Source organism: Microbacterium oxydans, from assembly GCF_000956525.1.
Classification (GTDB): domain Bacteria; phylum Actinomycetota; class Actinomycetes; order Actinomycetales; family Microbacteriaceae; genus Microbacterium; species Microbacterium oxydans_A.
Map to the genome: position 1 here is coordinate 286,666 of NZ_JYIW01000026.1, position 26,805 is coordinate 313,470.

The 26,805-nt window shown below is 68.6% G+C and carries 32 protein-coding genes and 1 tRNA gene; 28 read left to right on the plus strand and 5 right to left on the minus strand.

Annotated features, from left to right (window positions below; all coding sequences use genetic code 11):
- Nucleotides 1-22: 22 nt before the first annotated feature.
- Nucleotides 23-2,749 carry a pyruvate dehydrogenase (acetyl-transferring), homodimeric type gene (gene aceE / locus RS83_RS13950; RefSeq protein WP_045280123.1) on the minus strand — a complete coding sequence of 909 codons (2,727 nt, stop codon included), beginning with the start codon at nucleotides 2,747-2,749 and terminating at the stop codon, nucleotides 23-25.
- Nucleotides 2,750-2,904: 155 nt separating this feature from the next.
- Between aceE and RS83_RS13955 the strand changes: the two genes are divergently transcribed.
- Both RS83_RS13955 and RS83_RS13960 read left to right on the plus strand, forming a co-directional pair.
- Nucleotides 2,905-2,977 (plus strand) — tRNA-Val (locus RS83_RS13955).
- Between the two features lie 149 nt (nucleotides 2,978-3,126).
- Entirely contained in the window at nucleotides 3,127-3,948 is an 822-nt protein-coding gene (locus tag RS83_RS13960; protein WP_045280124.1) for a CPBP family intramembrane glutamic endopeptidase, read from the plus strand.
- Between the two features lie 114 nt (nucleotides 3,949-4,062).
- On the opposite strand, the gene RS83_RS13965 is transcribed toward RS83_RS13960, so the two are convergent.
- Genes RS83_RS13965 through RS83_RS13980 form a run of 4 tightly spaced genes read right to left on the minus strand, consistent with a single transcriptional unit; the run spans nucleotide 4,063 to nucleotide 6,098 of the window.
- A complete protein-coding gene (locus RS83_RS13965) occupies nucleotides 4,063-4,422 on the minus strand; it encodes a UBP-type zinc finger domain-containing protein (protein ID WP_045280125.1) in 360 nt (119 codons plus the stop codon).
- On the minus strand, nucleotides 4,406-4,783 hold the full coding sequence (locus RS83_RS18370; protein ID WP_052679126.1) for a DUF6510 family protein: 378 nt from the start codon (nucleotides 4,781-4,783) through the stop codon (nucleotides 4,406-4,408). Before RS83_RS18370 ends, RS83_RS13965 begins: the two co-directional genes overlap by 17 nt.
- The gene (locus RS83_RS13975) at nucleotides 4,783-5,511 is read right to left on the minus strand and encodes a ferredoxin reductase (RefSeq protein WP_045280126.1); all 729 of its coding nucleotides are present in this window, start codon (nucleotides 5,509-5,511) and stop codon (nucleotides 4,783-4,785) included. Before RS83_RS13975 ends, RS83_RS18370 begins: the two co-directional genes overlap by 1 nt.
- The gene (locus RS83_RS13980; RefSeq protein WP_045280127.1) at nucleotides 5,508-6,098 is read right to left on the minus strand and encodes a molybdopterin-dependent oxidoreductase; all 591 of its coding nucleotides are present in this window, start codon (nucleotides 6,096-6,098) and stop codon (nucleotides 5,508-5,510) included. The genes RS83_RS13975 and RS83_RS13980 overlap by 4 nt, the downstream gene beginning before the upstream one ends.
- A gap of 364 nt (nucleotides 6,099-6,462) precedes the next feature.
- On the opposite strand from RS83_RS13980, the gene RS83_RS13985 reads away from it, so the two are divergent.
- The 26 genes from RS83_RS13985 to RS83_RS14110 all read left to right on the plus strand — a co-directional run bounded on the left by RS83_RS13985 (nucleotide 6,463) and on the right by RS83_RS14110 (nucleotide 26,747).
- Entirely contained in the window at nucleotides 6,463-7,236 is a 774-nt protein-coding gene (locus RS83_RS13985) for a sigma-70 family RNA polymerase sigma factor (protein WP_052679127.1), read from the plus strand.
- A 116-nt stretch (nucleotides 7,237-7,352) separates the two neighbouring features.
- Nucleotides 7,353-8,213: a flagellin gene (locus RS83_RS13990; RefSeq protein ID WP_045280128.1), complete on the plus strand. Its 861-nt coding sequence runs from the start codon at nucleotides 7,353-7,355 to the stop codon at nucleotides 8,211-8,213.
- 116 nt (nucleotides 8,214-8,329) lie between these two features.
- The gene (fliD, locus tag RS83_RS13995) at nucleotides 8,330-9,694 is read left to right on the plus strand and encodes a flagellar filament capping protein FliD (RefSeq protein WP_045280129.1); all 1,365 of its coding nucleotides are present in this window, start codon (nucleotides 8,330-8,332) and stop codon (nucleotides 9,692-9,694) included.
- Between the two features lie 47 nt (nucleotides 9,695-9,741).
- On the plus strand, nucleotides 9,742-10,155 hold the full coding sequence (gene fliS, locus RS83_RS14000) for a flagellar export chaperone FliS (protein WP_045280130.1): 414 nt from the start codon (nucleotides 9,742-9,744) through the stop codon (nucleotides 10,153-10,155).
- A 5-nt stretch (nucleotides 10,156-10,160) separates the two neighbouring features.
- Nucleotides 10,161-10,439 carry a hypothetical protein gene (locus RS83_RS14005; RefSeq protein WP_052679128.1) on the plus strand — a complete coding sequence of 93 codons (279 nt, stop codon included), beginning with the start codon at nucleotides 10,161-10,163 and terminating at the stop codon, nucleotides 10,437-10,439.
- Between the two features lie 124 nt (nucleotides 10,440-10,563).
- A complete protein-coding gene (locus tag RS83_RS14010) occupies nucleotides 10,564-10,911 on the plus strand; it encodes a flagellar basal body rod protein FlgB (RefSeq protein ID WP_045280132.1) in 348 nt (115 codons plus the stop codon).
- Entirely contained in the window at nucleotides 10,908-11,300 is a 393-nt protein-coding gene (flgC, locus tag RS83_RS14015; RefSeq protein ID WP_045280133.1) for a flagellar basal body rod protein FlgC, read from the plus strand. The genes RS83_RS14010 and flgC overlap by 4 nt, the downstream gene beginning before the upstream one ends.
- The gene (fliE, locus tag RS83_RS14020) at nucleotides 11,300-11,620 is read left to right on the plus strand and encodes a flagellar hook-basal body complex protein FliE (protein WP_045280134.1); all 321 of its coding nucleotides are present in this window, start codon (nucleotides 11,300-11,302) and stop codon (nucleotides 11,618-11,620) included. The genes flgC and fliE overlap by 1 nt, the downstream gene beginning before the upstream one ends.
- A gap of 2 nt (nucleotides 11,621-11,622) precedes the next feature.
- Nucleotides 11,623-13,260: a flagellar basal-body MS-ring/collar protein FliF gene (gene fliF / locus RS83_RS14025; protein ID WP_045280135.1), complete on the plus strand. Its 1,638-nt coding sequence runs from the start codon at nucleotides 11,623-11,625 to the stop codon at nucleotides 13,258-13,260.
- A complete protein-coding gene (locus RS83_RS14030) occupies nucleotides 13,257-14,336 on the plus strand; it encodes a flagellar motor switch protein FliG (RefSeq protein ID WP_230115386.1) in 1,080 nt (359 codons plus the stop codon). The genes fliF and RS83_RS14030 overlap by 4 nt, the downstream gene beginning before the upstream one ends.
- On the plus strand, nucleotides 14,333-15,010 hold the full coding sequence (locus tag RS83_RS14035) for a FliH/SctL family protein (protein WP_045280136.1): 678 nt from the start codon (nucleotides 14,333-14,335) through the stop codon (nucleotides 15,008-15,010). The genes RS83_RS14030 and RS83_RS14035 overlap by 4 nt, the downstream gene beginning before the upstream one ends.
- Nucleotides 15,007-16,335, plus strand: a complete 1,329-nt coding sequence (locus RS83_RS14040) for a FliI/YscN family ATPase (protein WP_045280137.1) — start codon at nucleotides 15,007-15,009, stop codon at nucleotides 16,333-16,335. The genes RS83_RS14035 and RS83_RS14040 overlap by 4 nt, the downstream gene beginning before the upstream one ends.
- Nucleotides 16,332-16,754 (plus strand): hypothetical protein, encoded by a 423-nt coding sequence (locus tag RS83_RS14045; protein WP_045280138.1) that lies wholly within the window; start codon nucleotides 16,332-16,334, stop codon nucleotides 16,752-16,754. Before RS83_RS14040 ends, RS83_RS14045 begins: the two co-directional genes overlap by 4 nt.
- Nucleotides 16,751-17,971, plus strand: a complete 1,221-nt coding sequence (locus RS83_RS14050; protein ID WP_045280139.1) for a flagellar hook-length control protein FliK — start codon at nucleotides 16,751-16,753, stop codon at nucleotides 17,969-17,971. The genes RS83_RS14045 and RS83_RS14050 overlap by 4 nt, the downstream gene beginning before the upstream one ends.
- Nucleotides 17,972-17,983: 12 nt before the next feature.
- Entirely contained in the window at nucleotides 17,984-18,433 is a 450-nt protein-coding gene (locus tag RS83_RS14055; RefSeq protein ID WP_045280140.1) for a flagellar hook capping FlgD N-terminal domain-containing protein, read from the plus strand.
- A gap of 31 nt (nucleotides 18,434-18,464) precedes the next feature.
- Nucleotides 18,465-19,631, plus strand: coding sequence for a flagellar hook protein FlgE (locus tag RS83_RS14060; RefSeq protein ID WP_045280141.1), 1,167 nt, complete (start codon nucleotides 18,465-18,467; stop codon nucleotides 19,629-19,631).
- Between the two features lie 123 nt (nucleotides 19,632-19,754).
- A complete protein-coding gene (locus RS83_RS14065; protein ID WP_045280142.1) occupies nucleotides 19,755-19,970 on the plus strand; it encodes a flagellar FlbD family protein in 216 nt (71 codons plus the stop codon).
- 2 nt (nucleotides 19,971-19,972) lie between these two features.
- Nucleotides 19,973-20,782, plus strand: coding sequence for a motility protein A (locus RS83_RS14070; RefSeq protein WP_045280143.1), 810 nt, complete (start codon nucleotides 19,973-19,975; stop codon nucleotides 20,780-20,782).
- Nucleotides 20,779-21,594 (plus strand): OmpA/MotB family protein, encoded by an 816-nt coding sequence (locus tag RS83_RS14075; RefSeq protein WP_045280144.1) that lies wholly within the window; start codon nucleotides 20,779-20,781, stop codon nucleotides 21,592-21,594. Before RS83_RS14070 ends, RS83_RS14075 begins: the two co-directional genes overlap by 4 nt.
- A 33-nt stretch (nucleotides 21,595-21,627) precedes the next feature.
- Nucleotides 21,628-22,521, plus strand: coding sequence for a flagellar motor switch protein FliM (locus RS83_RS14080; RefSeq protein ID WP_045280849.1), 894 nt, complete (start codon nucleotides 21,628-21,630; stop codon nucleotides 22,519-22,521).
- A complete protein-coding gene (locus RS83_RS14085) occupies nucleotides 22,521-23,180 on the plus strand; it encodes a FliM/FliN family flagellar motor switch protein (protein WP_045280145.1) in 660 nt (219 codons plus the stop codon). The genes RS83_RS14080 and RS83_RS14085 overlap by 1 nt, the downstream gene beginning before the upstream one ends.
- Before the next feature lie 2 nt (nucleotides 23,181-23,182).
- Nucleotides 23,183-23,650 (plus strand): flagellar biosynthetic protein FliO, encoded by a 468-nt coding sequence (locus RS83_RS18375; protein ID WP_052679130.1) that lies wholly within the window; start codon nucleotides 23,183-23,185, stop codon nucleotides 23,648-23,650.
- Between the two features lie 124 nt (nucleotides 23,651-23,774).
- Nucleotides 23,775-24,614: a flagellar type III secretion system pore protein FliP gene (gene fliP / locus RS83_RS14095; protein ID WP_419760991.1), complete on the plus strand. Its 840-nt coding sequence runs from the start codon at nucleotides 23,775-23,777 to the stop codon at nucleotides 24,612-24,614.
- On the plus strand, nucleotides 24,611-24,886 hold the full coding sequence (gene fliQ / locus RS83_RS14100) for a flagellar biosynthesis protein FliQ (RefSeq protein WP_045280146.1): 276 nt from the start codon (nucleotides 24,611-24,613) through the stop codon (nucleotides 24,884-24,886). Before fliP ends, fliQ begins: the two co-directional genes overlap by 4 nt.
- Nucleotides 24,886-25,647: a flagellar biosynthetic protein FliR gene (locus RS83_RS14105; RefSeq protein ID WP_045280147.1), complete on the plus strand. Its 762-nt coding sequence runs from the start codon at nucleotides 24,886-24,888 to the stop codon at nucleotides 25,645-25,647. Before fliQ ends, RS83_RS14105 begins: the two co-directional genes overlap by 1 nt.
- Nucleotides 25,644-26,747: an EscU/YscU/HrcU family type III secretion system export apparatus switch protein gene (locus RS83_RS14110; protein ID WP_045280148.1), complete on the plus strand. Its 1,104-nt coding sequence runs from the start codon at nucleotides 25,644-25,646 to the stop codon at nucleotides 26,745-26,747. The genes RS83_RS14105 and RS83_RS14110 overlap by 4 nt, the downstream gene beginning before the upstream one ends.
- Nucleotides 26,748-26,805: the final 58 nt, after the last annotated feature.

Consider the following 26,805-nt stretch of genomic DNA (forward strand, 5'->3'; position numbering starts at 1 on the left):
AGACGAACCTGTCACCGAGGGCTCAGCTTTCGCCGCCCGCGTTTCCGCTGGTGCCGGCGTTCACATCGTGCAGACGGTACTTCTGGATCGCCTGGGCCGCGAGCGAGCGGTCGACGACGCCGTCTTCGGCGAGCGACTGCAGGGTGCGGACCACGATGGAAGGACCGTCGATCTTGAAGAAACGACGAGCAGCGGCACGCGTGTCGGAGAAGCCGAAGCCATCGGCACCGAGCGTGGCGAAGCGGTTCGGAACCCACGGGCGGATCTGGTCCTGCACCGCGTGCATGAAGTCGCTGACTGCGACCACCGGACCCTCTGCGCCCTGCAGCTTCTGGGTGAGGTACGCCGTGTGGGGCTCCTCCTCCGGGTGCAGGAAGTTGTGCTCGTCGGCGGCGAGGCCGTCGCGGCGCAGCTCGGTCCATGAGGTGACGGACCACACGTCAGCGATCACGCCCCAGTCGTTCTTCAGCAGCTCCTGCGCCTCCAGAGCCCAGGGGAGTCCGACCCCCGATGCGAAGAGCTGGGCACGGGGTCCGTCGCCCTCGCCGACCGAGACGCGGTGGATACCGCGCACGATGCCGTCGACGTCGACATTCTCCGGCTCAGCCGGCATCACGATGGGCTCGTTGTAGAGCGTGATGTAGTACATCACGTTCGGGTCTTCGTGGTCGCCGCCGTACATCCGCTCGAGGCCAGACCGCACGATGTGCGCGATCTCGTAGCCGTACGCGGGGTCGTACGAGATCGTCGCGGGGTTCGTCGCGGCGAGCAGGTGCGAGTGTCCGTCTGCGTGCTGCAGGCCTTCACCGGTCAGCGTCGTGCGGCCGGCGGTCGCGCCCATGATGAATCCGCGCGCCATCTGGTCACCGGCTGCCCACTGGGCGTCACCGGTGCGCTGGAACCCGAACATCGAGTAGAAGAGGTAGACCGGGATGAGCGGCTCGCCGTGCGTCGCGTACGACGTGCCGGCAGCGGTGAACGCCGCGAGGGCGCCCGCCTCGTTGATGCCGACGTGCACGATCTGGCCCTGCGGGCTCTCCTTGTAGGCGAGGAGCAGTTCGCGGTCGACCGACGTGTAGTGCTGGCCGTTCGGGTTGTAGATCTTCGCGGTCGGGAAGTACGCGTCCATGCCGAAGGTGCGCGCCTCATCGGGGATGATCGGCACGATGCGGTGGCCGAAGTCCTTCGAGCGGAGCAGGTCCTTCAGCAGACGGACGAACGCCATAGTCGTGGCGATCTCCTGCGTTCCGGAGCCCTTCTTGGGCAGCGCGTACGCCTTGTCATCCGGCAGCGAGAGGCCGACGTGCGTGGAACGGCGCTCCGGCAGGAAGCCGCCGAGTGCCTGACGACGCTCGAGCATGTACTGGATCGTCTCGTCCTGGGGGCCCGGGTTGTAGTACGGGGGCAGGTACGGGTTCTCCTCGAGCTGCGCATCCGAGATCGGGATGTGCATCGCGTCGCGGAACGTCTTGAGGTTGTCCAGCGTCATCTTCTTCATCTGGTGGGTCGCGTTGCGGCCCTCGAAGTGCGGACCGAGGCCGTAGCCCTTGACGGTCTTCGCGAGGATGACAGTGGGCTGACCCTTGTGCTCGGTCGCTGCCTTGAATGCGGCGTAGACCTTGCGGTAGTCGTGCCCACCGCGCTTGAGGTTCCAGATCTCGTCGTCGGAGTAGTCCTTGACGAGGGCGGCGGCGCGCTCGTCGCGGCCGAAGAAGTGCTCACGGACGTACGCGCCGGACTCGGCCTTGTACGTCTGGTAGTCACCGTCAGGGGTGACGTTCATGAGGTTGAGGAGTGCGCCCTCGGTGTCGCGGGCGAGCAGGTCGTCCCATTCGCGTCCCCAGACGACCTTGATGACGTTCCAGCCGGCGCCGCGGAAGAACGACTCGAGCTCCTGGACGATCTTGCCGTTGCCGCGCACCGGGCCGTCGAGGCGCTGGAGGTTGCAGTTGACGACGAAGGTCAGGTTGTCGAGGCCTTCGTTCGCTGCGACCTGCAGCTGTCCGCGGCTCTCGACCTCATCCATCTCGCCGTCGCCGAGGAAGGCCCAGACGTGCGAGGCGGAGGTGTCCTTGATGCCGCGGTTCTCGACGTACTTGTTGGACATCGCCTGGTAGATCGCGTTGATCGGGCCGAGGCCCATCGACACGGTCGGGAACTGCCAGTAGTCCGGCATCAGACGAGGGTGCGGGTACGAGGGGATGCCGTGCGGTGCGTGCGACTTCTCCTGGCGGAATCCGTCGAGCTGGTCCTCGCTCAGGCGACCTTCGAGGTACGAGCGGGCGTAGGTGCCGGGGGAGGCGTGGCCCTGGATGAAGATCTGGTCGCCGCCGCCGGGGTTGTCCGCACCCTTGAAGAAGTGGTTGAAGCCGACCTCGTAGAGAGCGGCCGACGAGGCGTACGTCGAGATGTGGCCGCCGACGCCGATGCCGGGGCGCTGTGCGCGGTGCACCGTGATCGCTGCGTTCCAGCGGATCCAGGCGCGGTAGCGGCGCTCGATCTCCTCGTCGCCGGGGAACTCGGGCTCGTTCTCGCTCGCGATGGTGTTGATGTAGTCCGTGGTGGGGACCATCGGTACGCCGAGGTGCAGTTCCTTGGAGCGCTTGAGCAGGCTGAGCATGATCTCGCGGCCACGACCGTGGCCCTTCGCATCCACCAGCTCATCGAGCGACTGCTGCCACTCGCCGGTCTCTTCCGGATCACTGTCCTGGGGGCCCTGGGAGTATGGATCCTGATCGTGAACGGTCACGGGTGGAGCCTTTCGTCAAGCTGGCAGGTCATGCCAAGGAAACGGGAAGCGACACGGGCAGCCTTGTCGGCTGTGCACAACGCGCGCCTGGTTCAGCCTAGCCCTGTTCCACGACAGCGTCGCGCATCGGGCACCGGATAGACTGTCCAGCACCAGGGCCTTTAGCTCAGCTGGTAGAGCGCCACGTTTACACCGTGGATGTCGTCGGTTCGATCCCGGCAGGGCCCACCTCGAATCTGCAGCATCGACCGGATGCGATCGGCTCGGGGTTCTGGCGTGCCGCCTTCGCTTCTCGCACCCCTGGTGTCCCTGGCCCGACGCCCGGGAAACGCTATGTTGATGCTGTGAGCCGACCGGCGGCTCGGGTGGGATACGTGATGAGTGATGTGACCGGTCGATCTGCCTGGGCGAGGTTCTGGAATACCGGGCGCTGGTGGAAGGCCGTCCTCCTCGTCGTGGTGTACTTCATCGCGTTCCAGGCGCTGTCGTTCGCTGTGCTGCCGTTGGTCCCATTCGCGGGCGATGACCCTGGCACGGCGGCGTTCACCGTCATCTTCTTCGCGCTGCCGATCCTCGGCGGCGGCATCCTTCTGGTGATCTTCGGTGCGTCCGTCGGGTGGCTCCGCGGCCTGTTCGCCCGGCAGCCGATCCGTGGCAGCGGGTGGATGTGGATCGCCATCGCGGTCGTGCTGGTGTTCAACATCCTGCACATGCTCAGCGTCGACTACAGCAAGGCACCCCTGGACTTCGTGTTCACCTGGCTGCTCACCGGACTCTTCGTCGGGTTCGCCGAAGAGGTCGTCACCCGTGGCTACGTGGTCAAGATCATGCGAGACGCCGGTCACAAGGAGATCGCCGTGGCGCTCACCTCGGCCGGCCTGTTCGCATTCATGCACGCAGGCAACGCGTTCGGCGGAGCACCGCTGTCCAGCACGGCCTTCCAGCTCGTGTACACGTTCTTCTTCGGCATCCTGATGTACCTCGCAATGCGCGTCACCGGCACGATCATCGCGCCGATCCTGCTGCACGCGAGCACGGACCCCAGCATCTTCATCCACACGGAGTACCCCGCGGAAAGCAGCCTGGGCTCGATCGCCGGCACCGGCAACATCATCGTCATCGTCGCCGGATTGGTGCTCGTCTTCTTCATCCGAGGGCGAGTGGGGTCCGCCGCCGAACGGGCCGAGACGTTCGCCTGAGCGAGCGGGAGAACTCCTCGAGGCCGACCCCGAGTCCTCCTGACGCGGCGGAGACCGCAGCAGAGAGCCGGTGAGATGGCCGCGCAGTCGGTACGTGTCACGACGATGGCGGTGTCATGCGTTCCCGGCGAGTTGCCCTTCCCAGTCGGCAGGTACCCGGTCGGCAGGGCCCGGTGTGGTCTGCGACCGCGGGTGCGCGCGAGGAGGCGCCAGGACGGGGCCTTCGAACGCTGTCTCGGTCGTGTAGTCCCAGAACCACTCCTCACCGGGCTCGAAGCTCTGGATGACGCGGTGACCGCTGTCGTGCGCGTGCTTCGTCGCGTGTCTGTGCAGGGAGTCGTCACAGCATCCGACATGGCCGCAGAACGCGCATCGTCGCAGATGCAGCCACCAGGAGCCCAAGCGCTCGCACTCCACGCACCCGTCTCCGGACGGGGGGATGTCCGCACGGATGAATTCATCGATGTCGCTCACCGCGGTCTCCTATCGTCGTCGTGCCTGCGTGGTCATGAAGTCTCGATCGCGCGGCGCCGTGGACCGAGGCGGTCGAGAGCGGTTCAGACGACCACCGGAGTCGGCTGAGTCCGCCGATATCGAGCGTGCGCTCGCCCTCCGACGCCAGGGAGGTCAGCAGGGTGTGGCGGCATCCGCGGCAGAGCAGGATGACGCCGGCCTGGTCCATCTCGGCGACCGCGTCGGCGAGCGCGGCCTCGTGCTCGCAGTGTCGGCAGGTCGCGAGTGCTGCGGTCATGTCCCTGCCGAAGATCTCGAGCAGGACTCCGCCAGCGGCGTTGCCGTCGACGCTCGTGTGATGACCAGGGTGGGTGGCGTTCATCAGGCACCTCCGAAGCGCTCGGTGCGGATGCGGTCGGGCGAGTGCCCGGCGGCGACGAGGAGATCGGCGACGGCCTCCACGAATCCTGTCGGTCCGCAGACGAAGACCGATGGACTCTCGTTCGCGGGAATCGTGGAGGCGGCGATCATCGTCGCATCCACCCGCCCGGCCGGTCTCGCGACGCTGACGGGGGCCGACCGTGTGTAGGCCCAATCGACGGTGAAGCCCTCGCCGCCGGCGAGACGGGTCAACTCCTCGGCGTAGAACGCGTCGTCCGGCGAGCGGACCGAGTACAGCATCCGCATCGGCACACGGCTGGCGGCGTCGGCGTGGACTCTGGCCATGGCGACGAGCGGAACGATGCCCGACCCGCCGGCGATGAGCTGCACGGGTCCCGGGTGATCGGGAGTCCACACGAAATAGGCGCCGATCGGACCGCGCACCTCGAGCTCGTCATCGGGGCGCACATCCTCGACCAGGTACGGGGAGACCTCGCCGTCGGGAAGCTCGTCGACCGCGAGTTCGAGCACGTCGGATTCACCGGAGGATGCCAGCGAGTACGAGCGCACCGCCTGATAGCCGTCTTCAGCAGTGAGACGCACGTCGACATGCTGCCCGGCGATGTTCCCCGGCCAGCCGTCGACGCGCAGGCGAAGAACGCGCCCGTGGGGAGTCTCCTGCCGGGTCTCCACGACTCTGGCGAGGAGCCACGGTGACGACGGCGTCACCAGTACCGCTCCTCTTTCCAGGGGTCTCCGTACATGTTGTAGCCGTTCTGTTCCCAGAATCCCGGTTCGTCCGTCGCCAGCATGTCGAGTCCGTGGACCCACTTGGCCGACTTCCAGAAGTAGAGGTGCGGAACGAGGAGACGTGCGGGGCCGCCGTGCTCGGCGCCGAGCGGTGCTCCCTCGAACTCGAACGCGATCCATGCCTTCCCGCCGGACAGGTCTGCGCGCGGGACGTTCGTCGTATAGCCGCCGTAGGAGAAGACCCGTGTGAACGCGCCCTCCCCGGCGTCCGCGAGCAGGTGGTCGAGCGAGACGCCCCGCCAGCGGGTGCCGAGCTTCGACCAGCGCGTGACGCAGTGGATGTCGGTGGTGATGGTGTCGACGGGGAGCGCGTGCAGCTGTTCCCATGACCAGGTGCGCCGGATGCCGTCGAGGCCGACGATCGCGAACTCCCAGCTCTCGGTGGGGACCCGAGGCGTGGGTCCGGCCGACAGGACGGGGAAGTCCTCTGTCACGTACTGGCCGGGCGGGAGCCGCTCATCGGACGCTCTGCGTCGTGCACCGAACCCGCGGGAGATCACAGCCATGTTCGTCCTCTTTCCTGTGTCCGGTGAGGCAGGCCCGTCGACTGGGGGAGACGCGTCCTCCTGCGTGCGAAGGCCGGTCCGCGCAGTGACGCACCGAGTCTAGGACGGTGTCGGTCGCGTGCGCACCTGTCGAAACCGCTCGGGATGCCCACGACCATTGCGCGTCGGCCGCAGCCGATGCGCGAACACGGCTGGCAACGATTGAAGCATTTTCCACTCATAAACGTGTTGAACATGCTAACTTCACTCGTAAAACAGGCGTTATAGACACGGAGCCGCATTGCTGAGTAATTCTGCTGAATCTGCTGATTCCAACAGGGCTGACACGTCGTCCGTCTCGCCGGACAGGCTCGCGCGGGACAACATGCCGCTCGCCACGTTCCTCGCGGTCGAGAAGGCGCGGTCGGCGACCCACGTGGACATCGACGACCTGCTCTCCGCGGCACGACTGGGGCTGGCCCGCGCGGCGCTGACATACGACCCCGCTCGAGGCATCCCGTTCGGAGCGTTCGCGAGCAGCCAGATCAACTGGGCGATGCTCTCGGAGATGCGACGGGCAGACCCCGCAGGCGAGCGTGCGCGCGACAAGATCGAGCGGCTCCGGGTCGCGGAGGAGACGGTGCTGGCGCGCACGGGGCGTGCGGCGACGGTCGCCGAACTCGCGAGAGAGTCCGGCCTCACGGTCGACGGAGTGACCGAGATGCGTCGGCTCGACGGGATGGTGCGGACTGCGACGAGCTTCGAGGAGCACTTCGATCTCGAGACCGGCCGCCAGGCGGTGGACCTCACTGACAGCGTGATCCTTCCGGAGTACGCGGTCGAGCAGTCCGAGACCCGGGCCATGGTCAACCGGATCGTGGATGCGCTTCCGGCGGCGATGCAGAACGTCGTCCGCGGCATCTACCTGGAAGACCGAATGGTCAAGGATCTCGCGGAAGAGCTGCAGGTCAGCCATGCCTACGTCTCGAAGCTGCGCTCCCGCGGACTCATGCTGATGCGCGAGGCCATGGATGCCTGGGAGAACGGGACCGCGGGCGACCGATCCACCGCGGCGAAGGCCGAGTTCTTCGAGACGCTCTTCGGGCCGGGCAGAGGCGACAGGAGCGACGCATCGGCGCAGCTCCTCGCCGTGGTGTGACACGACCCTCGGAATCTTGCGCACCGGTGGTTACGCCGGCCCCGCCTGTCGCGAATGTCGGATGTGCAGGCCCACGGATGGGCCCGCATTCGGTCCCATAACCACGGAGGATATTCATGGGTCTTCAGATCGCAACCAACGTCAGTGCGCTCAACTCGTACCGCAACCTGTCCGCCAACCAGAACGACGTCTCGAAGTCGCTCGAGAAGCTCTCGAGCGGCCTGCGCATCAACCGCGCAGCCGACGACGCCGCCGGCCTGGCCATCTCCGAGGGCCTGCGCTCGCAGGTCAACGGCCTGAACGTCGCAGCCCGCAACGCGCAGGACGGTATCTCGGTGATCCAGACCGCAGAAGGCGCGCTGACCGAGGTCCACTCCATCCTGCAGCGTGTCCGCGACCTCGCGGTCCAGGCAGGATCCGACTCCAACAACGTCGACTCCCGCAAGGCCATCACCACCGAGGTGACCCAGCTCGTCGACGAGCTCACGCGTATCTCCGACACCACGAACTTCAACGGCATCAAGCTGCTGGATGCTTCGGCCGGTGCTGCGGGCGACGGCGTGCTGAGCTTCCAGGTCGGTGCCGACGGCGCTGCCTCGAGCCAGATCTCGGTGAACCTCGGTTCCGCCGACATCAAGACGCTCGCGGCAGACCTCAAGACCGCCATCGTCACCACCGATGGATTCGCGACCCCCACCCTGGCGGCTGCGACCATCACCACGGTCGACACGGCGATCAAGAGCGTCTCCTCGGCTCGCGCCGACCTCGGTGCGGTGCAGAACCGCTTCGAGTCGACGATCAACTCGCTGCAGGTCTCGGCCGAGAACCTGTCTGCTGCGAAGAGCCGCATCGCCGACACCGACATGGCGGCCGAGATGGTCAAGTACACCGCTGCGAACATCCTGCAGCAGGCCGGCACCGCCATGCTCGCGCAGGCCAACCAGTCGGGCCAGGGCGTCCTGCAGCTGCTCCGTTGAGTCGCTGCGCCTGAGGCGCGCTCGGCGCCCGGGCGGGGTGATCTCCGCCCGGGCGCCTTCCTGTAGGACAACTCGACCCGCATCGCACAGACAGATCGCACAGAAGGCATCCGAGGATGAAACTCGACGGACTGGTATCAGGGCTCAAGACCGATGAGCTCATCACCGCGCTGATGGACGTCGCGGCGATCCCGAAGAAGCTGATCACGAACAAGATCACCGATCGCGGCGCCATCATCACCAACCTGCAGTCGCTGAACAAGACGCTGCAGGACCTCGTCACGAAGGCGAAGACCGCGGCCGGTCAGACCTCGCTCGCAGCCTTCACCGCGACCGCGTCGTCCGAGAGCGTGACCGTCGTCGCCGGTGCCAGGGCCAGCGCCTTCTCGACGAGCATCGTCGTCGATGCCGTCGCGACCTCGCACTCGGTCATCACGGCTGCCGCCGGTGCCGAAGCCTGGGGCGGAGCATTCACCCTGGTCGCCTCCGACGGCACGCAGAAGTCGATCACCCCCGTGGGAGGCGCCCCGCAGGACCTGGCCAAGGCCATCAACGCGGCGAAGGCGGGCGTCACCGCCACCGTCGTCCCGGCAGGAACGGATGCCGACGGCAAGCCGCTCTCGCGCGTCCAGCTCACCGCCGTCGAGACCGGTGCGGCCGGTGCGTTCACGCTGCACCGCGGCACGGCTGCGGATGTCGCGGCCGGCACCGCCCCCGACGTCGCCACGGAACTCGGTGCCGCGGTCCTCACGCAGGGCGCCGACGCCGGCATCCGTCTGTTCGCCGGCACCGCAGCCGAGCAGACCCTGACCAGCGCCAGCAACACCATCAGCATCGGCGAGGACATCGACGTCACCGTCACGAAGGCGAGTGCCGACCCGGTCGTCGTGTCCGTCGCGCTCGACGCCAAGGCGCAGACCACGAAGGCCGAGACCTTCGTCAAGGAGATCGCCGCTCTGCTCGTCCGCATCGACAACGGCTCCAAGGCGACCGTCGGCGCCGTGGGGGAGAAGACCACGCTCGGCGTGTTCACCGGCGACAGCACGGTCCGCAATCTCCGCACGGCGTTGGCAGACGCGGTGCAGTACCCGGTCGACGGCGTCTCGCCCTCGACGATCGGCATCTCGATCAGCGACAAGGGCGTGCTCTCCTTCGATGCGGAGAAGTTCGCCGCGGCGCTGGCCGACGACCCGGAGAAGACGCAGGCCGTGTTCGCGGGCCTCGCCGGACGCCTGGAGGCGGTCACGGACAAGTACTCCGACAAGTACGACGGGTTGCTGACGCAGCGGATCACCGGTCAGGAATCCGAGGTCAAGACGCTCAAGACCCAGGTGGAGCGGTGGGACATCCGGCTCGAGCAGCGCAGAGCGACACTCGAGCGCACCTACTCGCAGCTGGAGGTGCAGCTCTCGAAGCTGCAGTCCCAGTCGTCCTGGCTCGCCTCGCAGCTCGCAGGGCTCACGCCGACCTCGTCGTCGTGACCCAGCTGACCCTCATCACCGCTCGCACTCGCTAGGAGACCCCGACGATGCCTCTCACCTCGCTCGAACGCGCGAAGCAGCAGTACCTCCAGCAGCAGGTCGCATCGGCGTCGCCCGAGCGCCTGCTCACGATGCTCTACGACCGACTGCTCGTGGACATCGATCGTGCGGCGGCAGCGCAGGATGCGTCCGACTGGACCGCGGCTGGCACCCAGCTGACCCACGCGCAGCAGATCGTGGCGGAGCTCAGCGCATCGCTGACGGATGCCTGGGACGGCGCTGCCGACCTGCGCGCGGTCTACACCTACCTGACCGGCCGCTTGATCGCGGCGAACATCTCACGCGACCCGGCGGCCACCGCCGAGTGCCGCGAACTCATCGCGCCGCTGCGTGAGGCCTGGCACCAGGCCGCGGCGCTGACCTCGGCGACGGCGCCGGCGCCCGCCTCGGCGCTGGCCTGACGACCGTGCCGGAGAACCTCGCAGCCTGGCTGACCGTGCTCGACCAGTTCGAGCGAGCCCTGGATGCCGCAGACGAGCAGCTCGACCCCCAGCCGTTCGAGCCGCCGGCAGGGCCGGTCCCCGAAGAGCTGCGCGAGCGTGCCGAAGCAGTCCTCGCCCGCCAGCAGCTGATGATCGGCGGGCTGATGACCTCGAGGGCGAACGTCGCGCGCGAACTCGCGGCGTTGCGACGCGTGCCGACGAACCCGCAGGACACCCCGGCATACCTCGACGTCGAAGGCTGAACGGCGAATCGACGGAAGTCCTCGGTTACGGAATCGCGCCGCGTCGCGATAGTCGACCACGAGCACGGATCGCTCGACGATTGGCCACGGATCGGCTTCTCCATCAACCTCCCGGAGTGCCCTCGTGCTCGAGTCCGTCACCTCCTCCGCGCTGATCAGCGCGCTCGATGGTCTGGCGTTGCGTCAGCGTTCGATCGCAGACAACATCGCCAACATCAACACCCCCGGGTACCAGGCCAAGCGGGTGCAGTTCGAGGATGAGCTGCGTCGAGCCGTCGACGGTGGCTCAGGCACGGTCCAGGCGACCGTCGAGCGGTCGCTGGAGCCCACCCGGCTGAACGGCAACAACGTCAATCTGGACACCGAGACGCTGTCGAACATCGACACGGTGCTGCGGTTCCAGTTCGCCAGCCAGGCGATCGGCGGCCAGGCTGCCTCGATCACCAAGGCGATCGGTCAGGCGTCCGCATGACCTTCGACGCGATCGGCATCGCCGGCACCGGGCTCAACGTCCACCGCAAGTGGCTGGACGCGCTGAGCGACAACATCGCCAACGTGAACACGGCGACCCCGGCCGGTGAGGGCGCGTTCCGCGAGAAGTTCGTCACCGTGAGAGCGGGGGCGGACGGGCAGGGCGTCTCCGTCGCCGGCGTCGTCGAGTCGGAAGCCGAAGCGAAGCTCGTCTACGACCCCGAGCATCCCTACGCGAACGAGGACGGCTACGTGCAGTACCCGAACGTCGAGCTCGGCGATCAGATGAGCATGCTGATCCTCGCGCAGCGCGGCTACGAGGCGAACGCCGCCGTGGTCGACCGCGCCAAGACCACCTACGAGGCAGCGCTGCAGATCGGACGCAACTGATGTCAACCCCGATCGACGCCATCTCCGCCGCAGGGGTCTCGCCGCTCGGCGCCCTCAGCTTCGAATCCGGCCCGGACGCCACGGGCTCCTCGACGGGTGCCGGAGCCTTCGCCACGTCGCTCTCCGGCGCGGTGGAGAATCTCCAGCAGCTGCAGTCGACCTCGAACGACCTCGCCGTGCAGGCCGTCACCGGCGATCTGCAGGACATCCACCAGGCCATGATCGCCTCCGCCCGTGCGGGCGTCACTCTCGACCTCGTCGTCGCCGTGCGTGACCGCAGCGTCTCCGCGTTCAACGAGATCATGCGGATGCAGGCCTGATCGTGCCGAAAGTGCTCACGAACTCGTTCGACCGCGTGAAGCTGATCGTCTCCGGCTTCTCGGTCGCCCAGCGCACGATCGCCATCATCGGGGTGGCGCTGCTCGTGATGGGTGCGATCGCGCTCGGCACGTGGCTGAGCAAGCCGCAGATGAGCCCCCTGTTCACCGGTCTCAGTGCGAGCGACGCCTCGGCGGTCGTCGAGCAGTTGAAGGCCGCCGGTGTCGGCTACGAGCTCACCGAGGGCGGCGCGACGATCCTCGTGCCGGACGATCAGGTGTACTCGCAGCGGCTCGCCGCAGCATCCGCCGGCCTCCCCGGTGACAGCAGCGAGGGGTACACGCTGCTCGACAAGATGGGCGTGACGGCGAGCGAGTTCCAGCAGTCGGTCACCTACAAGCGCGCGATCGAGGGCGAGCTCGCGAGCACGATCAGCGCGATGGACGGCATCTCGACGGCATCCGTGCAGCTCGCGATCCCCGAGGAGAGCGTCTTCGTCTCCGAGCAGCAGAGCCCGACCGCGTCGGTGTTCGTGAAGACACGGAACAGCTCGACGCTGAGCGACGAGAAGATCGAGGCGATCATCCACCTCACGAGCGCCGCAGTGCCAGGCATGACCCCGGAGGACGTCGCCGTCACCGACCAGAACGGCACGGTGCTCTCGGCGGTCGGCTCCGGCGTCACAGGCAGCTCGTCGAAGCAGGCGACCGAGCACGAGGCGCGGGTCGCCGCATCGGTGAGCCGGATGCTGGAGACCATCGTCGGACCGGGGAACGCCACGGTGACGGTCGCCGCCGATGTCGCGAACTCCACGTCGGAGCGCATGGACGAGACGTACACCGCACCGGAGGGCGACCTGCGGGCGAACGAGCAGACGAAGACCGAGAGCTACACCGGCGGCCAGGGCTCAGGCACGGGCGTGCTCGGTCCGGACAACATCGCGGTGCCGGGCGGCGCTGGCGATGGTTCCTACGAATCCGAGGAGACGTCGAGCAACAACGCCGTGAACAAGTCCACCGAGAAGACGATCACGCCGGCGGGTGAGGTGACCCGTCAGACCGTGAGCATCGCGTTGAACCGCGGATCCGTGACGGGCGTGACCGCCGGCCAGGTGGAGGCGCTCGTCGCGTCAGCCGCCGGGATCGACGTGGAGCGCGGCGACACGATCGCTGTGGAGTTCGTCGAATTCGCGACCGGCGGCGCCACCGCTGCCCAGACCGCGCTGCAGGCCGCCGAGGCCGAGCGCGCGGCGCAGTTCCAGCAGGAGCTGCTCCGCTCCGTGATCATCGGCGGGTCGATCCTGCTCGCGGTCATCATCCTCGTGGTGTTCTTCTCGATCCGTCAGCGCATGAAGCGCCGGGTGCTGTACACCGAGGACGGACCGATCGAGTACCTGTCCACGTTGAGTGAGAACGAGGAGCAGAAGCTCAAGTCGCTCAAGGGGCTGCAGGACCGCGAGGCGATCACCGCTCCGTTGTTCCCGCAGGTCGCGCCGACGGCCCTGCTCGACATCGAGGAGGAGCCGGAGCTGGATCAGGTGCTCGTGGAGCGGCGACGTCGTGAGATCGACGACATCGCCAGGCGCGAGCCCCGAGCCACGGCCACTGCGCTGGCGAGCCTGATGGATGAGGCGACCGTATGAGCGCGCAGATCGACACGCCTGACACCAGGACGGATGCCGCGGAGCAGACCGTCGCCCCGGCGGCCGCGGTCGCGCTGGTCGAGATGACCGGGTTGCGCAAGGCGGCCATCGTGCTCCTGAACATGGACCGCGAGGCCGGCGCCGAGGTGCTCCGCCTCCTCGGCGAGGATCGATCCGAGCTGCTCGCCGCGGAACTCACGCAGCTCGGCGGCGTCGATCTTGCCTCGACAGCGCAGGCGCTCGGTGCGTTCAAGCGCATCGCGACCGGCGGATCGGTGCCCTCGCGTGGCGGCCAGGATCTCGCGACCGGACTGCTGGAGACCGCCTTCGGTCGTGAGAAGGCTGTGGGCATGGTCGGGCGGGTCATGTCGCAGGGTGCTGTGTCGTTCGACTTCCTCAACGCGGCCGACCCGGCGCAGCTCGCCACGATTCTGGAGGGCGAGCTGCCGACGACCGTCGCAGTGGTCCTCGCGAACCTCCGAGCCGACCGTGCGGCCGCGGTGCTCACAGCGCTCCAGGACCCGCTGCGCACCGATGTCGCCCAGGCGATCGCGACCATGGGAACGGCGACGCAGGAGGCCATCTCGATCGTCGCCGACTCGCTGCGCTCGCGCACCGGCGTCTTCGCGATGCGCGACAACCACGAATCGATCGGCGGCGTGCAGCCCCTGGTCGAGATCATCAGCCGTTCCGACACCGCGCTCGAGAAGGCGCTGCTGGCGAGTCTGGAAGGACGCGATCTCGCCCTCGCTGAGGACATCCGCAGCCGGATGGTCACGTTCGCCGACTTCACGCGTCTCGAGGATCGCGATGCGCAGCGGGTGCTGCGCGGCATCGATCTGCGCGTGCTGGCTCTCGCGCTGAAGGGCGCGGACGAGCAGATCACCGCGAAGGTCACCGGCAACATGACCGAGCGCAACCAGGAGAACCTCGCCGAGGAGGCGCGGGTGCTCGGCTCGGTGCGCGTGCGTCAGGTCGACGAGGCGCGTGCCGAGGTCGTGCGCATCATCCGTGAGCTCGAAGCCGCTGAGGAGATCACCATCTCCCGTGAGGACGAGGACGAGCTCATCGAATGACGCCATCCGACGCCTCCTTCACCGACACGGCCGTCGCCGGCACCGCCTTCACGCCGATGGTGGTGCCGCGAGTGGGTGAGACCCCGACCGATCTCCGCGGAGCGGCCGACCGGGCGCGGACGCGCGGCTATGCGGACGGCTTCGCGGAGGGGCGCCGAGCCGCGCTCGACGAAGCACTGGTGCAGCAGGCGGCTGACGATGCTCGGATGCAGCAGCATCGCACGGCGTACCTCGCGCAGCGCGGGTCGGCACTGAGCGCGATGCAGGCGTCGGCCGCAGCGCTCGATCAGCGGATGGGCGAGCTCAGCATGCTCGCCGCCGACAGGATCGAGGAGCTCGCGCTCGAGCTCGCGACGGCGATCCTGGGCGTCGAGGTGTCGGACCCGGCGCGGTCGGCAGCGCACGCGCTGCGTCGCGCGCTCGCGGAGATGCCGGTCGAGCGGTGGACGCGGGTCGTGTTCAGCCCACAGGACGCTGCGATCCTGCGTGAGGACGAGGATGCCGCGGCGGCCCTGCACGGCGTCCGGTTCGCCGAGTCGGATTCCGTCGACCCTGGCGGTGCGATCGTCGAGGTCGAGGACGGCGCCGTCGACACGCGCATCGTGCAGGCGCTCGCCCGGGCGGGTGCGGCGCTCAGCGGTGGCGGCGGTCAGTCGGCGGAGGTGCTCGCGTGAGCGTCGCGACCGCGTCGTGGCGGCGCGCGATCGATGCGGCGCGGCCAGAGCGCTCCGGCACGGTGAAGGCAGTGCTCGGCCTCGGCGCGGAAGTGGTCGGCATCGATGCGGCCGTCGGCGATCGCGTGCGCATCGAGATGGCGGACGGGCGTCCGGTCGACGCGGAGGTCGTGGCAGTCGACGGTGCCGCCGCGCGGTGCATGCCGCTCGGGCCGCTCGACGGGATCACGGCCCGCGCCAAGGTGCTCCACACCGGTGCTCGCCTGCAGGTGCCGACCGGGCGGTCGCTGCTCGGGCGCGTGCTCGACGGGCTCGGTCGGCCGATCGACGGCAAGGGCCCGCTTGTTCGCGATGTCGACTTCGTCTCGCTCGACCATGACGCCCCCAGCATCCTGCACCGCCAGCGCATCGACACCCAGCTCGGCCTGGGGGTGCGCGTGCTCGACACGATGACCCCGGTCGGCACTGGTCAGCGTCTCGGCCTGTTCGCGGGATCCGGCGTCGGGAAGTCGTCGCTCATGTCGATGATCGCGCGTGGCTCCACGGCCGACGTCACCGTCATCGCCCTGGTCGGCGAGCGCGGCCGTGAGGTGCGGGAGTTCATCGAGGACGATCTCGGACCCGAGGGCCTGGCGCGCTCGGTCGTGGTGGTCGCCACCTCGGATCAGCCTGCGATGGTGCGGATGCGGTCGGCCTTCGTCGCCACCCGGATCGCCGAACGGTTCCGTGAGGGCGGCGCGAACGTCATGCTGATGATGGACTCGCTCACCCGCGTCGCGATGGCGCAGCGCGAGATCGGACTCAGTGCGGGGGAGCCGCCGGCGACCAGAGGGTATCCGCCGTCCACGTTCTCCGTGCTCGCCCGACTGCTCGAGCGTGCCGGGACCGGACCGGTCGGATCGATCACCGGCCTCTACACCGTGCTCGTCGATGGTGACGATCACAATGAGCCGATCGCTGATGCCGCACGAGGCATCCTCGACGGGCATGTCGTGCTGGACCGAGCACTGGCCGTGCGCGGCCATTTCCCGGCCGTCGACGTGCTCGGGTCGATCTCACGCGTCGTGTCGAAGATCACCACCGCAGACCAGCGAGCGCATGCCGTCACGCTGCGCAGCGTGCTGGCTGCCCGGCGGAGCGCGAACGACCTGATCGACATCGGGGCGTACCGAGTGGGCGCGAATCCGCTCGTCGATGCCGCGATCGCCAACGAGGGAGCGATCAGCGGGTTCCTCACGCAGCGCATGGACGATCTGTCGGACGCAGACGAATCCTGGCGGCGCCTCGCCGCCCTCACCACCGATTTCGGAGGACTGACACCATGACGTTCCCCCTGGCAGGACTCCTGCGCGTCAGAGACGCCCAGGAGCGCGTCGCCGCCGAACAGTTGTCGCGCACGACCTCGGCTCGGCTGCAGGCCGAGGATGCAGAGCAGGGCGCGATCGTGAGCCTCTCGGAGATCAGTGCGCAGGTCGACGACGCGCAGACCATGCTCGCGATGGCTGCAGCCCGCGCCGCCGGGCGCAGCGCGCTGAGCGATCTGCAGACGCTCACCGAGATGCGCCGCGCTGAGGAGGCGGAGGCGAAGGCCTCGCACGTCGAAGCGCGCCGTGAGCTCAAGGGACTCGAACGGTTGGAGGGCGCGCACCGCGTCGACAGCCTGCGTGCCGACCAGCATGCCGAGCAGGTGGCACTGGACGAGATCGCGGTCGTGCGGAGCCTCCGAGCGGAGCGATCGGCATGAGTGCGGTCGCGACGGCGAACGCCGCTGCAGCGCCGGGGCTTGCGGCGCTGCTCGGCGGCGCACCCGACGGCGGCGGATTCGGACAGGCGGCGGGTGCGGCGGCGTCGTTCGGGGCCGCATTGGCCGTGGCCGAGCGGATGCTCGACGTCGGCGGCGACATCGTCCTGCCCGCGGATGCTGCGATCGCCGCACCGACCGACGTCGCGGTGCCCGCGGAGCAACCAGACCTGAAGGTCGCGATCGATGCGGGGAACGAAGGACCTCTCGGGTCGAATGCCGGGCTGTCGGCTGCGAGCGCGGTGCTCGCAGCACCGCCGATCGCGCCGCCGGTCGAACCGCTCCCACGCCTCGTCGCACCTGAGGGTGCGACCCCGGAGGCTGCGCAGACGGTCGCGGCCGCGCATCCTGTCACGATGGCGGACACGACGAAGGTGATGGAGGCCGAGGCGGCGGTTCCGGTCGCCGCACCCGCCACAGCGGCGGCTCCGGTCGCTCACGCTGCACCCGCCGCTCACGCGCAGCCGACGCCTGCGTCATTGCACTCGCGGACCTCTGTGGACTCCGGTGCGCTGCCTGTCGCTGCCGCTGCGCTGCCGATGCAGAAGGACGGGAGCGCGCGTCCGGACCAGTCCGCGCCGCCGGTGCCGTTGCCGCAGACGCCGCCGGCATCCGCACCCGCACCAGCCGTACCCGTGTCGCCCACCGGCACGCCGATCATCACTGCCCCTGATGCCGCAGCCGCGGTGCCGCGCGCCGTCGCAGCCCAGGTCGCACCGGTCGTGCTGAGCATCATCCAGCGTCCGGTCGGCAGCCACCAGCTCACCATGACCGTGAATCCCGACACCCTGGGCCCGGTGACCGTCCGTGCGCACATCAGCGCGGGCGGCGAGGTGCGCGTCGAGCTCCTCGGCGCGACCGACGCCGGACGCGACGCGCTGCGGAGCATCGTCACCGACCTCCGCCGCGATCTCGCCGCGGTCATGCCGCACGCGAGTCTCGCACTCGGACCCACCGCCACCGCATCCGACGCGAGCACCCCCGATCGCGGCGCACACCCCGGGAGCGGCGGTGCGGGCGGTGAGCAGGCACCCGGCGAGCGCGGCCGCGCGGACACGCGCGGGCATCCCGCCGCCGAGAGCAGCGCCGGCGGCATCCCCAGCATCCTTCCGATCACGACCCGCGCCGTCTCCGGCGAGGGCCTCGACATCTTCGCCTGAGAGGACCCACCTATGACCGTCGAAGCCGTGAGCGCCCCGACCTCGATCCACACCGGAGGCACCACCGACCCCGCAGCACGCAAGCAGGTGCTCGACGGCGAGGTGTTCCTCAAGCTGCTGGTCACCCAGTTGACGCATCAGGATCCGTCGAGCCCGATGGACACGAACGAGATGATCTCGCAGACCACGCAGCTCGCCATGATGGAGCAGCTCACGGCGCTCACCGCCACCGGCACCGAGGCATTCGCCCTGAGCATGCGTCAGGCGGCCACCGCGCTGATCGGCCAGGAGGCGAGCTACAAGGATGCCGACGGCAAGGCGATCACCGGCACCGTCACGAAGGTGTCGTTCGACGGTCCCGTCCCGCAGGTGACCATCGGCGACAAGACCGTCGCCCTGGATGCCATCACCGGCATCACCTCGAAATCCACCCCTGCCGCGAGCGACCCCGCCGCAGCCTGATCCCCACCGCACCCAGAAAGAGAGAATCCCCATGCTTCGCTCGCTCTACTCAGGCATCTCCGGCCTCCGTTCGCACCAGACCATGCTCGACGTGACCGGCAACAACATCGCCAACGTCAACACCGCCGGCTTCAAGGGCTCGTCCGTCGTGTTCCAGGACTCGCTGTCGCAGCTCATCGGCAACCCCGGCATCCCAGACGACCAGGTCGGCGGCCGCAATCCCGCTCAGGTCGGACTCGGCGTCCAGGTCGCCGGTGTTCGCACGAACTTCGCGCAGGGCTCGGCCCAGGCGACGGGTCGAGGCGGTGACCTGATGATCTCCGGCGACGGCTTCTTCGCGGTCAGTTCCGGCGGGGAGACCCTGTACACCCGTGCCGGCGGCTTCTCGTTCGACCCGACCGGCAAGATGGTCACCGCCGACGGCGCGATCGTGCAGGGCTGGTCGGCGCAGAACGGTGTCGTGAACACCGGCCAGGCGATCGGGAACATCGTGCTGCCGCTCGACGCGGTCTCCCCGGCCAGGGCCACGACGGGTGCCACCGTCACCGGCAACCTGCCGTCGACCGCCGCCGTCGGCGACCAGCTCGTCCGCGACGTGACCGTGTTCGACGCGCAGGGCACTCCGACCACGCTGAGCCTGACGTTCACGAAGTCGACGACCGGCTGGAACGTCACCGAGCCGAAGAGCGGCGCCACCGGTGCGCTCGCGTTCACCGACGGCACGCAGAACGGCACCGGACTCCGTCTGGCCGCCGGCGGGGTCACGGTCGACCTCAGTGCCGTCACCGGCTACGCGAGCCTGTCGACCGTCGCCGTGACGGAGCAGAACGGCGCAGCGGCCGGAACGCTCAAGTCGTACAGCATCACCGGAGACGGCTCGATCGTCGGCACGTTCAGCAACGGCGCGACGCAGACGCTGGGCAAGATCGCGATGGCGACGTTCGCGAACCCCGAGGGGCTCGAGAAGGCGGGCGGCACGGCCTACCGTGTCTCGGTCAACTCCGGCGGCGCGCAGATCGGGGAGGCGGGGCAGGCGGGGTTCGGCGGTCTCGTCTCCGGCGCGCTGGAGATGAGCAACGTCGACCTGTCGCAGGAGTTCACGAACCTGATCGTCGCCCAGCGCGGCTTCCAGGCGAACGCCCGCATCATCACCACGAGCGACGAAGTGCTGCAGGAGCTCACGCAGCTCAAGCGCTGACGCATCGCCCGCAGCTGAGCGGGAGCACCCCGCGAACGCGGCCCGTCCTGGTTACCCGGGGCGGGCCGCGTCGCGATAGTCGGGGCTGCCCCGCCTCTCGTCCCACGCCCGGAGACCCATCCGATGATCATCGTCACCCGCCTCGACCGCATCCGGTTCGCGGTGAACCCTGACCTGATCGAACGCGTGCACGCATCGCCGGATACGACGCTGCACATGGTCGACGGCGGCGTGTACGTCGTGCAGGAAGGGCTCGACGTGATCGTCGACCTCATCGTCGCCTATCGCGCGCGGGTGCTCGACGCTGCGCAGGCGCTCGGCCGGAAGACGGAGGTCTGACCGTGGATCCCGCATTCCTCATCGGCGTCTTCCTCGCGTTCGGCGCACTCGTCGCGATGATCACGATGGAGGGCGCGAGCTTCGAGGCCCTGCTCATCCCCGCCCCGATGATCCTGGTGCTCGGCTCCACGATCGGCGTCGGCATCGCGAGCCACACCCTGCGCGACACGCGCCTGGCGTTCGCGAGCCTCGGCCGCATGGTGCGCGGGCCGAAGTCCACCCCGGAAGCGGTGATCCCGTTCCTGGTCGGCTACGCCGAGAAGGCGCGTGGCGACGGGCTCCTCGCCCTCGAACAGGAACTCGACGGCGCACCGGACGAGTTCACCAGGCAGGCGCTGCAGGCTCTCGCCGACGGCACGGACGCCGAAGACCTGCGAATGATGATGGATGACGAGATCACCGCGACCTCGTCGCGCAATCGGATCGCCGCGAAGTTCTTCGCCTCGCTCGGCGGGTACGCCCCGACCATCGGCATCGTCGGCACCGTCGTCTCGCTCACGCACGTGCTCGAGAAGCTCGACGAACCCGATCACCTCGGCCCGATGATCGCAGCCGCGTTCGTCGCGACCCTGTGGGGCCTGCTCTCAGCCAACTTCATCTGGAACCCGATCGCCGGGCGTCTCGGCCGCATCGGCGCCGTCGAGCTGGAGCGCATGACGCTCGTCAGCGAGGGGATGCTCGCGATCCAGTCCGGCAGCGCGCCGCACCTGCTGCAGGAGCGTCTCGAGGCCTTGTCGACGGTCAAGCCGAAGCGCCGCAAGACGGATGACTCGAAGGGCGCCGACCCGAAGGGCGCGGAGGAGCCACGGTGAGCACTGCCCGTCGTGGCAGCCGCCGTGGACACGAGGACGACGCGCATGACGAGCCGGACGAGCGCTGGGCGGTCTCCTACGCCGACATGGTGACCGTGCTGATGTGTCTGTTCATCGTGCTGTTCGCGGTGTCGAACGTCGACAAGACGAAGTTCGAGCTGCTCGCCAACAGTCTGGCGACCGGCTTCGGGCAGGAGGAGACGACCACTGGCGGCGCTGACATCTCGGAGGGACTCGTCATCCCACCGGAGATGGAGGACGAGCAGGGCGAAGCCGACCTCACGACCCGTGCCGCTGCGGAGTACGAGTCGCTCGAGGGGCTGCGCGAGCGCATCAGGGCATCGCTCGCGGCACAGGGCCTGCAGGACACGGTCTCGTTCGCGATCGACGACCGCGGGCTCAAAGTCGGTCTGGTCGGCGCCGAGACGTTCTTCGGCGACAACAGCACCGATCTCTCCGCGAAGGCCGACGGTGTGCTCGATGCGATCGGCGATGTGCTGGCGACCGTCGACAACCAGGTGAGCGTCGAGGGGCATGCGGACCGACGCCTCGCCGCCGACCCGTACCCGACGAACTGGGAGCTCTCCGGCGGTCGGGCGACACAGGTCGCCCGTTTCCTGGTCGAGCACGAGACCATCGCCGGCGCCCGCGTGAAGGCCACCGCGTTCTCCGACACCCGTCCGCTCGTGGACGGCGACAGTCCGGAAGCCCTCGCCAGCAACCGACGCGTCGACATCGTCGTCGAATCGAACGAGGAGGACCAGGTGCGCGCACTGCTGCCTGCCCTCGCCGAAGCCGCAGGAACGAGCTGACGCACCGTGTCCACCATCTCCGAGGAGACCACCATGACCGCAGCCACCGTGATCGACGATGCGGCCGGCCGGTATCCCGCGTATGACTTCAGTCGTCCGGCGCAGCTCGGCCGTGACAGCATCCGTCGTCTCGAGGCGTCGTTCGAGTCGTTCGCGCGGCTCTGGTCGTCGCAGCTGACCGCCAAGATCCGCGTGCGCACCCACCTGTCGCTCGACAGCGTCGAGCTCGTCTCCTACGAGGAGTATGCGCAGACGCTGCCGAGCACGACCGCGATGGTCGCCGGTTCCTTCGCCGACCGGGACGAGCCGTGCGTCGTGCAGTTCGGTCTCGACAGCGCTCTGCTCTGGGTCGTGCAGATGATGGGCGGGCGGAGCACCTCGTTGCCGGAGGCCCGCACCTTCACGCCGATCGAGCTGGCGCTCATCCGCAATCTGATGGAGGGCACGTTCGAGCACCTCGCCGCGAGCATGGGGACGCTGCTGCCTGGGGAGCCGATGTTCGGCGGCGTGCACTACAACCCGCAGTACCTGCAGGTGATCGCGGCGTCGGCCGCTGTCATCGTCGCCCGATACACGATGCGCCTCGGCGACACGCAGACCGTCGCCTCGGTCATGCTCCCTGCCTCTGCGGTCGTCGATCGCCTCGCGGCTTCGGGGGCGGATGCCGCGGCGGCCCGCGGCGCGGTGCACACCCGTGACCAGGTGCACAGCACGCCGCTCGAGATCACGCTGCGCCTCGCGCCGATCACGATCGGTGCCGGCGAGATCCTGGACCTCGCGCCCGGCGACCTGCTGCGGCTGCCGCACCCCGAGACGACACCCTATGAACTGATGGCGGGCCAGACACGCATCGCCCGCGCCACGCCGGGCAGCAGGGGCTCGCGCCTCGCCTGCACGATCACGACCACCCACGAGGAGACCCACTGATGAGCACCTTCCACGAGACGGCCATCGCTGCGGCGATCGCAGGCAAGCTGCCGTTCGGCTATCCCGTCATCCCGACGTCGTCGACCGATCCGGGCGCCACGGGCGAGGCCGTCGCTGTGACCTTCATCGGCACGCCGGGCGCGCGCATCGCGATCCAGGTCGTCGACCCGAGCCACCTCGAGGACGGTTCCGGGGGCGCGGCGCTCGTCGACCGCCTGCACCCCGTGTTCGAGGCCGCCGCCATCGTGCTCGGCACCGGATCGCTCGGCGATGGCGAGCTGGTCGGCGCTGCCGAGGTGTTCACGGCTTCGGGGACGCAGGTGTTCGATCTGGTCGATGCCTCAGGCACGATCGCTGCTCGCGCGTCGGTGCGCATCGACGGCGACCGCGCTGCAGCGGCATCCACCGGCCCGCAGCGGCTCAGCCGCATCGCCGGCGTCGAGATGGAACTCGTCGTCGAGATCGGCCGCACACGCATGCCGGTGCGCGACGTGCTGTCGCTCGAACCCGGTCATGTCGTCGAGCTCGACCGTGCCGCGGGGTCGCCGGCAGACATCAAGCTCAACGGACGGCTCATCGGCCACGGCACGGTCGTCGTCGCCGACGGAGACTTCGCGATCCGTGTCGAGCGCATCCTCGACGGCGCAGAGAGCGTCTGAGCATGGACGACGTGCTCGTCGCGCTGCGGATGATCGTCGCGCTGGCCGCCGTGCTCGGCCTGCTGCTGTTCCTCAGCCGGCGGCTCCAGAAGGCGGGTGCGAAGGGCGACAATCCGTTGTCCGGGCTGCTGCCGAAGAAGCTCGATCGGATGAGCGGTCTGCGCCGCGGCCGTGCCACGCAGGGGAGGAGCGCGAGGTCGCGCCAGGAGAAGATCACGGTCGTCGCACGTTCCGGGATCGGTGCCAAGGCGCAGCTCGTCGTGGCGGAGTTCGGCGGCATCCGTTACGTGCTCGGCGTCACCGAGCACGGCATCAGCGTCGTCGACACGCAGGAGGCCCCACTGCCCGCCGAGGAGCTCGAGGCGTTCGACGTGACGGATGCGGCTGACCCTGGCGGGGACGACGCATCCTCGGCAGACGATCTCGGCATCTTCGACGATGCGGAGCGCCCACTGAAGTCGGTCGCCTGAGGGATTCCGACCGGCGCACGCCGGTTACGCGATGTCCTCGATGTCGCGATAGTCCCGATCGAGCACGGATCGCTCGACCTCTTGGCTACGGATCGGCCACGTCTCCCATCTTCGGAGTGCCCCCGTGCCCGCAACCGCCCCCGTCGCAGCGCTGCCGGCGAGCGCGCGGCCGACGCACAGGCGCGTCTGGATCCTGCTCGCCGTCGCCCTCGTCGTCTCGGTGCTGCTCGTGTGCTGGAGCGCCACCGGTGCGCACGCCGCGGCATCCGTCCTGCCGTCCGAGACGAACGACGGCGAAGGCGTGACGATCAACGGCATCAACGGCACGCCGTCCGACAGCATCATGACGCTGCTCGGCATCACGGTGCTCAGCGTGGCGCCCGCACTGCTGCTGATGATGTCGAGCTTCACGAAGATCTTCGTGGTGCTGGCGCTGACCCGCAACGCCCTCTCATTGCCCTCCATCCCGCCGAACCAGGTGCTCGCCGGTCTCAGCCTGTTCCTGACGCTGTTCATCATGTGGCCGGTGCTCACCGACATCAACACGGTCGCGGTCGCACCGTTCACGGACGGGCAGGTGGATTTCGGCCAGGCGTTCGAGCTCGCGCAGCAGCCCCTCAGGGAGTGGATGCTCGCGTTCACGCGTGAAGAGGACATCGCACTGATGTACCGAGCCGCCCAGATGGACAACCCTGCGGACGCCGCGAGCATCCCGCTGCAGACCCTCGTGCCGGCGTTCATGCTGAGCGAGCTCCGCGCCGCGTTCCTGATCGGGTTCATCATCTTCGTGCCGTTCCTCGTGATCGACCTCGTCGTCGCCAGCGCACTGATGTCGATGGGCATGATGATGCTGCCGCCGGTGATGATCTCGCTGCCGTTCAAGATCCTGCTCTTCCTGCTGATCGACGGGTGGGGCATGGTCATCACGGCGCTCGTGCAGTCGTACAACGGGGGTGGCGGATGAACCCCGAGGCGGTCATCGACATCGGTCAGGCAGCGCTCATCCTCGCGGCGAAGCTCTGCGCGCCCCTGCTGATCACGGCACTCGTGGTGGGCTTCGCCATCTCGTTGCTGCAGTCGATCACGCAGGTGCAGGAGATGACCATCTCGTTCGTGCCGAAGCTCATCGCCGTCGGCATCGCGCTGCTCGTGAGCGGGCACTGGATGATCGCCGAGATGATCGCCTTCACGAATGAGCTGTTCGCGCGAATACCGTCGCTGCTGAACGGCGGCTGATGAACATCCCGATCGACTTCACCTGGCTCGAGGCGACCGCGCTCGCGTGCGTGCGGATCACCGCATTCCTCGTGATCGCCCCGCCGTTCAGCCACGGCACGGTGCCGATGCGGATCCGCGCGATGCTGGGAGCAGGACTCGCCCTCGCGGTGTCGCCGGTCGTCACCGCCGGGTACGAGCGCCTCGACACGGGCGGATTCATGCTCGCGCTGGCGGGCCAGGCGCTCACCGGGGCGCTGCTGGGCTTCCTCGTGATGCTGCTGTTCAGCGCGATCCAGGGCTCGGGCCACCTCGTCGACACCTTCGGCGGATTCCAGCTGGCGCAGGCGTTCGACCCCGGCATGGCCGTGAACGGCGCGCAGTTCACCCGCCTGTTCCAGATGACGGCGATCGTGCTGCTGTTCGCGTCTGACGGCTATCAACTCGTGCTCGGCGGACTGTTCCGCTCCTTCGACGCGATCCCGGTCAGCGGCATGATCGATCTCGCGAACCCCGCCGAAGCGCTCGTCGGCGCGACGACGCAGATGATGCTCAGTGCCGTGCAGATCGCGGGGCCGCTGCTGATCGTGCTCTTCCTCGCCGACGTCGGCCTCGGGCTCGTGACCAGGGTCGCCCCGGCCCTGAACGCGTTCGCGATGGGTTTCCCGATCAAGATCGGCCTCACGCTGCTGCTCGTGGGGTTCGTCTACGCGGCCCTGCCGGGCGTGGTCGCCGCGATCGCGGATGACGCCGCCCGACTGCTGCTGGGGGTGACCCGATGAGTGAGAGCGACACCGGCGAACGGAGTGAGAAGACCACCGATCGTCGCCTGAAGGAGGCTCGTCGGAAGGGCCAGATCGGCCGGAGCCAGGACTTCACCGCGTGGGTCTGCATCGCAGCGGCGGCGGTCATGTCGCTGCCGGCGATCGCCTCGGCGACACAGGTGCTCACCGAGCTCTTCCTGCGCGTCGCACCGGTGGCGACGCACCCAACCGACGGCGCGGCCGTCGAGGTGCTCGGGGCTGCGCTGCGCTCGATGGGCGGCATCCTGCTGCCGCTGCTGCTGGTCGTGCTGCTCGCGACCACCGCGACGGCCGTGGCCCAGGGCGGCATCCACCTCCGGGGTGTGACCATGCGCACCGAGCAGTTGAACATCGTGACCGGCTTGAAACGCGTCTTCGGGCGGCAGGCGCTCTGGGAGGGCGCAAAGGCACTGCTGAAGACCGCCGCGATCGGTCTGTCGCTGTGGATCGTCGTCTCCGGGCTCGTGCCGGTGCTCATGGCGAGCGGCAGCCACACCATCACGTGGCTGCTCGAACAGGCCGCAGGGGGAGCGGTCGCATTGTTGCAGGTCGCAGTCGTCGTCGGCATCCTGCTCGCGGCGATCGACGTGGCGGTGGTCATGCGCCGCAATCGCAAGCACACGCACATGACGAAGCAGGAAGCCAAGGACGAGCACAAGAAGAGCGAGGGCGATCCGCTGGTGCGGTCGCAGCGTCGTTCTCGCCAGCTCGCCATGAGTCGCAACCGCATGATCGCGGCCGTCAGCGACAGCGATGTCGTGCTCGTGAACCCGACCCACGTCGCGGTGGCGCTGCGGTACGAGCCGGGCAAGTCTGCGCCGCGAGTCGTCGCCAAGGGCGCCGGCATCGTGGCGCTGAAGATCCGCGAGCGAGCCGAGGCCGCAGGCGTCCCGATGGTGCGCGACATCCCGCTCGCACGCGCCCTGCACGCCGCGTGCGAGATCGGCCGGGAGATCCCGGAGGAGCTCTACACCGCGGTCGCCCAGGTGCTCGCCTTCATCGAGCACCTGAAACGTCGCGGCACGGCCCGCGGCACCCACACGATGCCCTTCGCGAGCACTCGCGAACGCGGCCTCTGAACGTCGATCCCCGAACCGAACCGTCCCCGAACCGAACCGAACCGAAACGAGAAGGTCA